Source organism: Moritella sp. 36, assembly GCF_018219415.1.
Lineage (GTDB): Bacteria > Pseudomonadota > Gammaproteobacteria > Enterobacterales > Moritellaceae > Moritella.
The window spans coordinates 984,868-997,533 of the sequence record NZ_CP056120.1 but is presented as its reverse complement, the minus strand read 5'-3'; the positions used below and the strand labels follow the sequence as shown (position 1 = coordinate 997,533).

Genomic DNA, 12,666 nt, shown 5'->3' with positions numbered 1-12,666 from the left:
AAATTACGTTCTGACGGACTAAATGTCAATACAATGTAAACAAATGTTTGAAACAAATGTATTGAACTTGTCCTAGTTCGCATTTTTCTACGTATACAAAATTAAAAATACTCATTAATAGGTAGCTACAGTAAGGGTTTTAAAGATAAACACGAGCGCCGATATTTATCTTCTATTCCCTAAAAATAGCACAGTTAAAATGAATAAAGCGCCAACCTAAGTTGCCGCTTTATGCATATTCAAACAATTTTTAAAACACTAATGCGTTATTTTCGTGTTATTCATTAAGTTTTATTTTCCAAATAGCTGGACCTTCGACATGTGCAGATACACCATTGGTATCCACTGCAACTGTCATCGGCATATCAACAACATCAAATTCGTAAATCGCTTCCATACCTAAGTCTTCAAACGCGACAACACGTGACTTCTTAATCGCTTTTGATACCAGGTATGCAGCGCCACCAACAGCCATCAAATAAACGGCTTTATGCTTCTTGATACTTTCAACAGTTGCAGGACCACGTTCTGATTTACCGATCATGCCTAATAAACCCGTCTGTTCTAACATAGTATCGGTAAACTTATCCATACGTGTTGCAGTTGTTGGACCAGCAGGACCGACGACTTCATCACCCACAGCGTCAACCGGACCAACGTAATAGATAAAGCGGTTAGTAAAGTCTACCCCTTCTGGCAAGCCCTCACCTTTATCTAACATATCTTTAATACGTTTATGCGCCGCATCACGACCTGTTAAAATCTTACCTGATAATAGAACCGTTTCGCCGGTTTTCCATTCGAGTACTGACTCAGGTTTAATATCATTAACATTAACACGACGAACGCTATCACTTACTTCCCAAGTCACTTCAGGCCAATCTTCTAATTTCGGTACATGCAATTCTGCAGGTCCTGAACCATCAAGGATAAAGTGAGTATGGCGTGTCGCTGCACAGTTCGGGATCATAACGACAGGCTTTGATGCTGCATGAGTTGGGCAAGATTTAATCTTAATATCCAATACCGTCGCCATTCCGCCTAAACCTTGCGCGCCGATACCTAGCTTATTTACACGGTCAAAAATGTCTAAACGCATTTTTTCATCCGTTGTTTCCGCACCTCGCGCCATCAACTCGTGGATATCAACCGGTTCCATTAATGATTCTTTAGCCATAACTGCTGCTTTTTCAGCAGTACCACCAATGCCTATACCTAACATACCCGGTGGACACCAACCAGCGCCCATCGTAGGTACAGTTTTTTCAACCCAAGCTGCAACGTCATCAGACGGGTTTAACATCACCATCTTACTTTTATTTTCAGAACCGCCGCCTTTCGCTGCGATCATTACTTCAACTTTCGCGCCAGGTACCATTTCGACATGCACTACGCCTGGTGTATTATCTTTGGTATTTTTACGTGCGCCAGCAGGATCTGCGACAATTGAAGCGCGGAGTGGATTACCTTCAAATCCATAACCACGACGAATCCCTTCATCAACCATTTCTTGCACTGTTTGATCAGTTTCCCACTGCACATTCATGCCGATTTTAACGAAACAAGTCACAATGCCAGTGTCTTGACAAATTGGACGCTTACCTTCCGCAGACATACGTGAATTAATGAGGATTTGTGCAATCGCATCTTTAGCAGCTTGGCTTTCTTCTGCATTGTAGGCTTTTTCCATTGCTTGGATAAAATCAAGCGGATGGTAATATGAAATGTATTGTAGCGAATCTGCAATACTGTCGATAAAGTCCGCTTTACGGATAACTGTACTCATGGTCAACTCCCTTTTGCTTACTCACAGTGCTAACTAATTATTATATTTATCATGTTCAAAGCCATGGATCGGCCTCAAAATAGCTAGCAATAAGATATCTAGTTCTAATTTTGCCTCTATCATACCTTTGCTGATCACTTCTCTCCACTAAAAACTATGCTTAATCTATACGAAATAACAACAGCGACACAACTTTATAGCAACACCGAATTCAGTTTATATCACCTTAGAGCCAAGATTAATCAGACGATTTATGATAATCTGCGCGCATCAAAATTGAGGGATATGCTGTACCGATGAAAACACTTGTAATAAAACCAATCGCCTTTCCTAGCAATGGCATTCACTCACTTTTTTCCCCGCTAAGTACCGCCCCTTGGTCAATTTTACTCGAGTCAGGTTCTGTCGATCACATTGATAGTCGTTTCCACATTATTGTGGCGGATCCGATTGCTACCCTCGTCACAGAAGGTACCCAAACAACCATTAATCAGGCCAGTGGTAAAACCGTCACCACCGAAGATTCATTTTCAGTATTACAAACCCTAAACCAGCAACTTATTGGCGACATAGCCCCGCATAGACTGGATGTTGATTTACCTTTCATTGCCGGTGCGCTGGGTTATTTTGGTTATGACTTAGGCAGAAATATTGAGAAAATTGACAACCTTGCTAATGACGATCTGAACTTCCCAGATATGGCGGTTGGTTTATATGATTGGGCGATTGTCGTTGATATAAAGCAACAACAGGCATGGCAAATACAATTTAGTGACAATGCTGAGCAGGCTTGGCAAGATCGTTATGATTGGTTAGTGCAACAAGGTGTAGGTAAACAATTATCAGCCAAAACAACTGCAACAACGTTTGAATTAAAAAACAGCTGGTCCTCTAATATGTCAGAGCAGGCTTACCATCAAAAATTTGATCAAATCCAGCAATATCTACGATCGGGTGATTGTTATCAAATTAATTTAGCCCAACGCTTTAACAATCAATATCAAGGCGATGAATGGCAAGCATACTGCACCTTAAGTCAACATAATAAAGCCCCCTTCTCAGCATTTATGCGCCTCGAAGATAAAGCGATATTGTCTATTTCACCAGAGCGTTTTATTCAAGTCAAAGAAACGCAGATTGAGACAAAACCAATTAAAGGCACCCGTCCACGCAGTCAAGACCCGAGCATTGATCATGCAAATGCACTGGCATTGCAAAGTGCAGAGAAGGACCGTGCTGAAAATTTAATGATTGTCGACTTATTACGTAATGATATTGGTAAAATTGCGGTACCAGGTTCGGTTCGAGTTCCTAAATTATTTGATGTCGAGAGTTTTCCCGCGGTCCATCATTTAGTAAGCACGGTCATCGGTCAGATGCCCGCAGACAAACAACCAAGTGAATTATTACGTGCATGCTTCCCTGGTGGTTCAATCACTGGCGCGCCAAAAATAAGAGCAATGCAAATTATTGAAGAGTTAGAGCCCCATCGCCGTTCATTGTATTGCGGTAGCATCGGTTATTTATCGGCACATGGGCATATGGATACCAGTATTACTATCCGCACTCTATTGTGTGATAGCGGTGAGATATATTGTTGGGCTGGCGGTGGTATTGTCGCAGACTCGGTAGGCGAAGAGGAATATCAAGAAACATTCGATAAATTAGCAAAAATATTACCTATACTTTAGCTGATTAATGGTAACGCATTGAGAAACAATTAAATCATTGTTTTTCAATGTTTAATAAAAACGTATAGCAGTAACACTCCAGCACTGGGTTATAAAGTATTTAATTCACGTCTTGTGATTACCGAGGAAACTGACGGAGTAATTAGCAAAGGAGTTAGCCCTACAGCGTGATAAGAGAATTTTTGTCGCAATTGATATAATTGAGCGAAATACTGTATAAAAAAAAGAATGTATTGGGCATTTGTTGTTCTCCAGTTACTAAGAAAACGATGGGGGACTAGACAATGCCATGATATTTATGAGAATATAATTAAAATTAGCGTGCATCGTATAATGGCTATTACCTCAGCCTTCCAAGCTGATGATGCGGGTTCGATTCCCGCTGCACGCTCCAATTCTAAAGCGCTCGTCATTCTTAAATCTCCAATTTCTTATTTAGACCTTAAATAACATACATAACGATGATCGTGCCTAGTAATAATTATCAGCGACTCTCACCATCAATAATAAGATATGAGGGGGAAGAGTTCTTAGAACATAGAAAATACCTTAATTGTGTCATGATTGAAAGTGACACAAGTTTACTAAAATTAACTATTCCACGCAAAGACGCGTAGAGCCGATAAACGTTCACTCAGTAAAAAGCCCCCAAACGTTCCGCTCAAAAGCGGGCAATAGAGCAACTGAGGGCTATAAATCCTGTGTTAGTTAACCCCGATAAATTCAAGCCAAGTTCATCAACTCAGTGACAGATAAATTGATTTGTCGCCGTTTGTTACATATATTTATTAAATACCAAAAGCGACAATTATGCCTCAGTAGATGCTATTTTCTTGCAGGGAATCGCTCCCGAGCCTTTGATGAACGGATATCTTGTTGCTGCGAACCAGGCAATCTACGATAGTGATGTTCTGAGGACATTGTTACGCCACCACCATGATAACCAGCAACATTCGGATTAGCGAATCCCACCTTACTCAGTGCATTACTCAGACTTTGCGCAAATGGTTCCGCCGTCACCGTGGATGGAGACTTGCTATCGTAATCAGGCTTGGCTGCAGCAGCCAAATCCTTGGACTTGAACGATTTTGGATCCCGAGTATCTGCACTGTAGCAGGAGACGGCACGGATATCGCTGAATTTTTTATCGAGCCCACCATTACTCAGTTGTTCAGCTAGGCCAGATGCATCCATCATCCCAATCTTACAATCTTCATCAGCCGCGAGCATATTCAGACCCGGTCCACCATGTCCTATAATGTACAACTTATGCTTCTTGTTCTTCAGTTTAGTCAATTCCTTTCCTCCCTCATTACTGAGGATCTCCATGCGCTTGAATATATCGGCCTGACGCAGAAAATTTTTACCATCTAAAATTGCTTTATCGTAGTCCGCCGCCCCCATTGCTTTGCGAATTTGATCCACACTCATCTTACTAGCGGCCTGCATGTCCTGAACTTCTTGAGGAAACTGATTACCTTTCTTAGTAAAATAACTTATTTTCTGCTGCCGAGATGCCTCAATTTCTGACTTATCTTTGTTATTGGCGGCTATCAGCGGGTACAACTTCTTGCCCTTTTTATCTCGGGACAAATTTCTCCCCATAGCTTGAGATATAATATCTTCCGAGGCGAAAGATGCATACATAACCCCGTTCACAGATGCTCTCCCATCCACATCCCTCAATGTAACCGGATTATTCCTTACCATGCGGTACAGGTTTAAGCCATCTATCGTCCAAGCCGGGTCAGGGTTTAACCAACGGCCCATCCATGACGCATAATAACGGTAACCGTAGTAATACAGTCCCGTTGCGTCGCGCTCTTGACCCGAATAACGAACCGTTTTGTATTTGGCTTCAGCGTCACTTTTCGCTGACCACACCGCTGTGCCACCAAACGGGTAGTATTCTTCTTGGCTAATAATCTCCGCATCCTGATTCAACTCAAGATTACTGCTGCCCAAATGATTATCTAAACTATAACGTAACTGGTTATTCGGAATATCTTTTTCATTAGCTGGCTTACCTGCCTCCCAATGTTGCAGTCTTACCTGCGCACGCCCTGCCTGCCCCAGTGTCAAAACATGCAAGTCTTCCGTCACCGTATCGACTGACTTCGCTGTATTGTATTTACGGCGGAGCTCTAATCCTGGCAAGTAAATAACTTGCTCTTGCTTTTTGTCATCCAGTTTCAAGGTCTTGCGAATACGCTGCCCCTGCACCGTGTATTGATAGTGCTCCTGCTGCTGACCTGTAATGACCACTTGCTTTAACTGGTCTCGTCGACCCCAGACTAAATTTTTACTGCCCTCAAGCTGCTTGAGGTTACCATGAACATCAAAGTAACCGTCAACATCACCCCGGGTGATGGTTGGTTGAATATTCTGCTTTATTACTCGGTTACTACGCTCAGAGACAACCATTTTTGTGGTATAACCTTTGGCACTGCTCGGAATATGCTGAACTTGTTCGAGATTACCGCCGCGGTCATAGCCATAGGTACGGCTGTAGTTACGCAGTTGGTGACTGTCGCTAGGAAGTGGGATATTCGGTGTCGGTAGTGAAGAGCTTTGCGCGTTATCTGTGGCATTTTCTCGGCCTGAAGCCTTAGTAAGTTGGTACAGGGCATCGTATTCATAAGCATTGGTTGCAGACACTTTTTGGTTCTTATAGAACCGAGTCGCACTCGCTTGGTCTGCTATCGCTAAGATATTACCGACAGGGTCATAACTGTAACGTAAATCCTGTAGTGGTGAAGCATCATTCTCACGCGTCGTTTTCACCTCATTCAGACGTGATGTTTTTTCATCATAGCTATATTCGGTTACAACACCATTACCGGCGACTTCTCTCACCTTCTGACCACGTGCGTTGTATTCGAAGCCAGAGACAATACACTGTTCGTTTTTCCCATTCTGCTTTAAGTAGCTGGCTGTAAGACTACCTGTAATATCATACTCACTACGCTGTACGTTGCCCTTAGCGTCCTGTTGTGTCAGCAACATTCCCAAAGCATTATAGGTCCACGCTGTAGTGTATCCATCATCACTAGCGAGTAAAATTTGCCATGCAGCGTCATTGCCACCTTGCCAGTCACTGTCAGCCGTTTCTGATGGTAATAACTGTCTGGTTTCTGATAATGGCTGACCCGTTAGACTGGTACTGTTAATTTCCTGTAGTCCGGCGTTGTCGTAATGGCGCACCAATTGACCGATAAGGTTCTTGCCAGCTGTATCATCATCAATACTGTCGTTATAGACAAAACGTTCCGTTATTTTCGCAGTCTCACCATTCACTTGTTCAGTGATGGCTGTAGGACGGTGTAAGACCTCATCATATTCAAAGCGGCGCAGGGTTTTTCCATCCCATTCCAGATGTGGAGCACCTGTAATATCAGTAAGCGTGATACGAGAGCCAGCATCGATACTGTCAACCCCCAGTGGCTGACCTGCTAGCCCTGTTTTGTACGTAAGGTTAGCCTGAACAGGCGCCGTGTCACCTTGCTCCTGCAGGAGATTAAAGAAGCGCGGGTCAATACTGGTGTGCAGGTGACCGGCAGCATTATAAGTGTGTCTGGTAATCCGGGTATCTAACTCATCGCCTATCTTGGCGCGATTAAATTGAATTTCTCGCACGGTTAAGCCGCAGTTATCCAGTACGCTAATGGTCGGTGTGCCCTTGCAGAGCTGACCGATGTCGTCTTCATTCATCATCTATTAATACCTTTTTATTATGGATTGGATGGTGTTTTTATTTTTTCAATTCTATCCTCGGACGCGTGAGAACAACTCATGAGGTAAGGAGAAGTCCGCCAAATATAAAATAGTGACACATTAAACCAAGCAAAAAAACACTTCTCTCATTTTTGGAGGTATTTTAAGGTAAATATAATGATTGGTCTAAAAACCTGACTCAACTAAAAAAGAATCCTGATTTTGCATGGCTGAAAGATGTTTCAAGTGTGCCATTGCAGCAATCAATCAGCAAGTTACATGAGCAATGGTTTTAAGTGGGATGAAGACAAACAATCTCTAACACTTGCAAAGATGAAGCAACCATTAAAGATTAAGTGGTCACGCTCATTTACTGGTAAACCTAGTTCGTTGACTGTATCTAAAACTAAATCAGGTAAGTATTTTGTTAGTATTTTAGTTAAAGAGAATATTAAAAAACTGCCAGTAGTTAATAAAACGGTAGGCGTTGACGTTGGCATTAAAGATCTTGCTACCTGTTCGGATGGGACTAAGTTCAATAATCCGCGTTTAACAAATAAGTATGCTAACAAACTCGCTAAAGCGCAGCGCAAACTAGCTAAGAAGAAAAAAGGTTCTAACAACTTCAAAAAACAAAAAATTGCTGTTGCTAAAATTCACGAAAAGATAGCAAATTCCCGCAAAGACTTTACCCACAAAATGACAACAAAACTTATCCAGGAAAACCAACTAATAGGCATTGAGTTATTAAAAGTCAAAAACATGGTTAAGAACCGCAAGCTATCTAAGCATATCCACGATGCTAATTTCGGTGAAATAGTAAGGCAGTTAGAATATAAAGCCGATTGGTATGGGCGTAAAGTTTCAGCTATTAGCCAGTGGTTTCCATCAAGTAAAATGTGTAATGAGTGTGGTTCGCTGTATTCTGGAAAATGGTCATTAGCTATAAGAGCGTGGTCTTGTGAATGCGGTGCTATCCACGATAGAGATCATAATGCCGCTATCAATATCCACAATGAGGGATTAAGGTTAGCGGCTTAAATAATTTGTGGCGGTAGGTAGTACCGACACATTAAATGCTTGTAAGAGGTTTTAGAAGTCTAAAGTGATTTAGTATCACAATGCTTAAACCGTTGACGACAAGAATCCCCTTGCTTCAGCTAGGGGTACTTCAAGCTTGAGTACCGAAAATCTCAAAGACATTCATCAAATCTAAATCAGAAAATAAAGAGAATGAATGCCGATAATAACGCAAAAAACAATCACCACAATAAAATATAAAAAAATCTACCAACACCAAAAGTAAAATACACTAAACCACAAAGTGTTCCTGAATCAGAAAAGCGCTATATCGCTGAAGGTCTTGCTGGCTCAAGAAAAGATAATCTACAGATGCGTTCTAGGCAATCTCAACGTAATAGAGCAACAAAGACTTAGACTTAAATTTAAAGCATTGATTGGTTGAGATAATGACAAATCATTGTGCGATTTGTACAAGGTAGTGAGAGCTAGGATTATTAATATATCGAGAAATCATTAATGACGACTTTAACCCGCGAATAATAATCGCCACAAAAACTGAAAATTCAGCCAATCGACATCAACAAAAAGCAACATGCTAAGATATATAAATCCAAGCAAGCTTTAATATAAATAACGAAAATAAAAGAATAAATCGCATAAAAATGAAATAAATATGTAATCTGAAAATTTATTTTTACATATATGAATACCACTTTCCATTAAAGTGATGTCATTTTTCATAAAGGTGATATTTGCAATATAACAACAAAGTTATTTTCACATTAAAATCTACAGTTTACCCCCCCTCGGATTGTATCAGAAAGAACGCTGTGGGGAAGCTGTAGGGATAGTGCAATTATTTATGATTAAAAGTGCTATTTTTCAAAAACCTATATTCGATGTATAATGATTTTTGAAATTGCTTTGGGCAATAAAAAGGCCCTAAGAATTCACTTAGGGCCCTTCTAAACTAGGAGAGTCAAGATGACCGACCCAGAATTAATTTTAGCTTTTGCTGCATTGCTAGGTGCTTTAGCTAAATTAATTTCAGCATTAAAATAGAAGTAACCTAAATCTTGAAATGGTTCCAGCCATATTAAGATTTAACTAACCAAACCTTGAGTAGGTTCCAGCCTTCTGAACATAGGCCGCCTGCGGCGGAAACTAACATTCTGAAAATTTAACTATTCATAATAAAAATACGCGGATTCTGCCTGACCATATATCTCGACAACAACATACGATAAGTTAAGTATTAAAAAATCATGTTCTCAAAGTAAAGAATATGACCCCATCCTCCACCTCTTCTTTAATCTTATAATCGACAATATTTACATGCTTTTTAAATTCTTCTAGAGATAATGAGTCCAAATCATATGCAGCCCCTAATCTAACTCGTCATGCTTATGATGACCGTTCTTATCATAGTTCTTATCATCGCTCTTAACGGGCAGAAACATTTTTGTGATGTTAAAAATACTTGATAACGTGGCTTTATCCCAAAGTACGTTGTTAATAATTACATTGTCGTTCATTGAACATTGTTCATAAGTAGGGTAAATGGAACTTCTACGGTTGCAATTAAGCGCAAGAGCAACCGCCATTAAGACTCCTTCAGCACCTACTAGATTTGTTCTGCCGTATTGAACTTCTAACACCTGGTCCTCACCATATCCCTCACCAAAACGGGTGAGTTGATTACTTAATGCACCCCAATTGTTTGTTAAAAGTATATCATCTACAGCCATTCGATAGGTAATAGCCTCAGGAGTTAAGGTGTCACTAACAGGACGCTGAATTTGTCTAAACCTTGCTGCCTCGGCAATTACAGTTGCGAACCTTAGTATTGCTCTTGCAGAACCTTAGTATTGCTCTTGCAGAACCTTCAGTTAAACTACTACCACCGAACCTACGCAATGCAAAATATCCCTCTTCAAGCGATGCTCTACTTATATTCAAATTACCTCGATTTGTCCCTGCAACAGATTCTATCGTGTTATACTGTGAATCTTGAGTAAGATCCACAATATTGGTGCCTGGAAAGGTAACGTTTCTAAAGTCACTGAATCTATAAAAAATGTAATTGTTTCATTTGATTTGCCAACAAGTCATCAACTAATGCAGAACAGCGATGAATTCACCAATCGAATGTTGTCAGCAATAAATGATTTAATGCTGGATCTATTAGCGGCAGTAGCCAGAAAGGATTATCAAGATCGACGCAGAAGACAAAAAGAGGGGATTACCAAGGCTCTATCGAATGGTTTGTATAAAGGCAGGAGAGAAAATAGTGTGTAGTTGAATAAAGTAGAAATGTTGCTTATTGATGGAAAATCTTACTCGATGATTATGCATCTACTGGGTTGCTCACGAGGAACCATTGCAAAAGTTTCTAAAAGGCTAAAAAATAAAGAATCGGAATCATAAGGGTTTAGTGTTGCAACAAAGCCGGGGAGTAATCGGTATTGGACGGGTTGAGAGTGTCGTGATTTGCGTGAGTGTAGCCCAATTAATTACCACTTAACCCGTAGGCAAGCGCAGCGCGGCAGTTCAAGCAAATCAACCGTTGTTGTTTGATGAAATATAAAGTCCCGTTATTGTTAATAAGCGTACCGGTTGAAATGATAACTTGGTTGTACTTCGTGAATTGATATCAAAGTCGAAATCTTATTTTATGTCACATGTGACGGGTGATGCCCGTGGATGTTAATGACCGTCAGTTACGTCGAAGGAATTATTTTTTGTGGGTGTTAGTTCGCTAGATTTTACGTAGCGAAGCATCATATTGCTCAAATCTTACATAACGCGCGTTATACGAATAACCCTTATGGAGTGAATTATTGAATGTTACTCTTTGAGGGGAAGGAAACATCTGGCCTTGTTTGATCATTGACCAAACTTCAACTCCCACTAAGGTTGACTCTGCACCTCCCCAGGACTTCCATCCCAAACACTGATGCATTTTTTCCTTCACTTTTCGATGGCTTTGTTCAACAATATTGTTGAGATATTTCACCGCTAACACTTCAATTATAGAAAGCATATATCCAGACAACCAAAGGCGAATATTGATAGTGTCTAGCGCGGCTGAATTCGCACCACTTTTATCAATCACGACTTTACTTGGTAACCCACTACTAAGGATCTCTTTATTAAAGAATGCCCGTGCGGCGAGCTCATCACGCTTTTCACTTAAGTGAAAATCAACAACAGCGCCATACTTATCGACAGCTCTGTAATAATAAACCCACTGACCTTTAACCTTAATGTAGGTTTCATCCATTCGCCATGAGTCGGCTACTTTACGTTTTCTTTTTCTGAAGCTGGCTTCAAGTTGTGGTGCATATTTGATCATCCAACGGTTTAACGTTGAGTGGTCAAAATGAATATTACGCTCAGAAAATATCTCTTCTATTTCACGATAACTGAGTTTGTAGGCAAGATAATAACGCAGCGCCATCATGATAATCTCTGATGGATAATATCGCCCTGAAAAATTGATTTTCATATCATAATGCCTCTTCTGATGTTGAAACATTATCAATATTTTTATTTACTTAGTCAACTTTGCGACAGAACCCTATCTTACTCTAAAATAGACGAAAACACATTTCGACCAAATAATGAGCACTTCAACAAAGTCGTTCCACACCAACAAGAAACGCAGAAGAGCCAGATCAAATTAATCATATGGATTGATTATATTATATTTTATTTTTTTTATACCTTACTCTTTCAGGATAAGCGCTAAACCAGCCAGATTTAGACTCGCAGAATATTTCGTAATTTGGTTCCGGTATGTAACCTTCAGTTACCGTACCAAGTCTTAGCCTAATTGTTTCAGGGATATCTGTTCTTTGGCTATACAGCAGGCTGCCACAGTTACTGCAAAAAACACGTTTTTTATTTTCACTTGAGAAGAATGTTTTTAGTAAGTGACAACCGCTAATAAAAGTAAGTTGTTTGAATTTAATTGGTGCGTTGGTGGCAAAGGGACCCCCCTGCGCTTTTTTACATTTATTACAATGACATACTGCAACTTCATCTATTGAACCATCATATTGATATTGAATCCTTCCGCAGAGGCAACTTCCTATTATCATCTTATCCTCGATATATATTTATAGTATTACATGGTTTCATTCTGTTATATTTTAAATATCTAGTTTTTAAAGGCTGCATTTGTTACCAAGCCTTAAATGCTTCTTTTTGATATTTTATATAAAGCGTCGTTTTTAATGCTCAACCCTTCCTATTTCGCTGTTGCGAGCAGCGACATGAAAATATGATTACTCTGCGCTTTTACTTTTTTGGCAAGTGACGTTGATAATCCTGTGTTTGACTTTAGGTTTTTGTGAAAAACTTCAACTTTCCATCTTTTTTTATAGATTGTTTCCATTGACTCTTTGTTTAGCTCAATATCATTACTGATCAAATATAATGGCTCTACGC

7 protein-coding genes, 1 tRNA gene and 3 pseudogenes are annotated in these 12,666 nt (G+C 40.1%); 4 read left to right on the top strand and 7 right to left on the bottom strand.

Going from position 1 to position 12,666, the window contains the following annotated elements:
* Positions 1-277 precede the first annotated feature (277 nt).
* Positions 278-1,786 carry a fumarate hydratase gene (locus HWV03_RS04565; RefSeq protein WP_211674268.1) on the bottom strand — a complete coding sequence of 503 codons (1,509 nt, stop codon included), beginning with the start codon at positions 1,784-1,786 and terminating at the stop codon, positions 278-280.
* A gap of 296 nt (positions 1,787-2,082) precedes the next feature.
* Here HWV03_RS04565 and pabB point away from each other — a divergent pair, with 296 nt between their 5' ends.
* Together pabB and HWV03_RS04555 are read left to right on the top strand one after the other, a co-directional pair.
* Positions 2,083-3,477, top strand: a complete 1,395-nt coding sequence (pabB, locus tag HWV03_RS04560; RefSeq protein WP_211678671.1) for an aminodeoxychorismate synthase component I — start codon at positions 2,083-2,085, stop codon at positions 3,475-3,477.
* A gap of 319 nt (positions 3,478-3,796) precedes the next feature.
* A tRNA-Gly gene (locus HWV03_RS04555) sits at positions 3,797-3,871 on the top strand.
* 431 nt (positions 3,872-4,302) lie between these two features.
* On the opposite strand, the gene HWV03_RS04550 is transcribed toward HWV03_RS04555, so the two are convergent.
* The gene (locus tag HWV03_RS04550; protein ID WP_211678669.1) at positions 4,303-7,113 is read right to left on the bottom strand and encodes an RHS repeat domain-containing protein; all 2,811 of its coding nucleotides are present in this window, start codon (positions 7,111-7,113) and stop codon (positions 4,303-4,305) included.
* A gap of 357 nt (positions 7,114-7,470) precedes the next feature.
* On the opposite strand from HWV03_RS04550, the gene HWV03_RS04545 reads away from it, so the two are divergent.
* A complete protein-coding gene (locus HWV03_RS04545; protein WP_211678667.1) occupies positions 7,471-8,232 on the top strand; it encodes an RNA-guided endonuclease TnpB family protein in 762 nt (253 codons plus the stop codon).
* 1,367 nt (positions 8,233-9,599) lie between these two features.
* Here HWV03_RS04545 and HWV03_RS04540 read toward each other — a convergent pair.
* Positions 9,600-9,962, bottom strand: a complete 363-nt coding sequence (locus tag HWV03_RS04540) for a hypothetical protein (protein ID WP_255547071.1) — start codon at positions 9,960-9,962, stop codon at positions 9,600-9,602.
* A 6-nt stretch (positions 9,963-9,968) separates the two neighbouring features.
* Positions 9,969-10,013 (bottom strand): annotated as a pseudogene (locus HWV03_RS22730) (hypothetical protein); the annotation flags it as partial.
* A gap of 211 nt (positions 10,014-10,224) precedes the next feature.
* Here HWV03_RS22730 and HWV03_RS04535 point away from each other — a divergent pair.
* Positions 10,225-10,512 carry a hypothetical protein gene (locus HWV03_RS04535; protein ID WP_211678665.1) on the top strand — a complete coding sequence of 96 codons (288 nt, stop codon included), beginning with the start codon at positions 10,225-10,227 and terminating at the stop codon, positions 10,510-10,512.
* A 571-nt stretch (positions 10,513-11,083) separates the two neighbouring features.
* Here HWV03_RS04535 and HWV03_RS04530 read toward each other — a convergent pair.
* From HWV03_RS04530 to HWV03_RS22725, 3 genes and pseudogenes are all read right to left on the bottom strand, one after another.
* Positions 11,084-11,722, bottom strand: a pseudogene (locus HWV03_RS04530) (IS6 family transposase); the annotation flags it as partial.
* A gap of 196 nt (positions 11,723-11,918) precedes the next feature.
* Entirely contained in the window at positions 11,919-12,317 is a 399-nt protein-coding gene (locus HWV03_RS04525) for a GFA family protein (protein WP_211678664.1), read from the bottom strand.
* 82 nt (positions 12,318-12,399) lie between these two features.
* Positions 12,400-12,655, bottom strand: a pseudogene (locus HWV03_RS22725) (transposase); the annotation flags it as partial.
* Positions 12,656-12,666 lie beyond the last annotated feature (11 nt).

What these genes read in the sequence shown, in the direction of transcription:
- HWV03_RS04565 (WP_211674268.1), bottom strand. Translation starts at nt 1,786, where the DNA reads ATGAGTACAGTTATCCGTAAAGCGGACTTTATCGACAGTATTGCAGAT.
- pabB (WP_211678671.1), top strand. Translation starts at nt 2,083, where the DNA reads ATGAAAACACTTGTAATAAAACCAATCGCCTTTCCTAGCAATGGCATT.
- HWV03_RS04545 (WP_211678667.1), top strand. Translation starts at nt 7,471, where the DNA reads ATGAGCAATGGTTTTAAGTGGGATGAAGACAAACAATCTCTAACACTT.
- HWV03_RS04540 (WP_255547071.1), bottom strand. Translation starts at nt 9,962, where the DNA reads ATGGCTGTAGATGATATACTTTTAACAAACAATTGGGGTGCATTAAGT.
- HWV03_RS04525 (WP_211678664.1), bottom strand. Translation starts at nt 12,317, where the DNA reads ATGATAATAGGAAGTTGCCTCTGCGGAAGGATTCAATATCAATATGAT.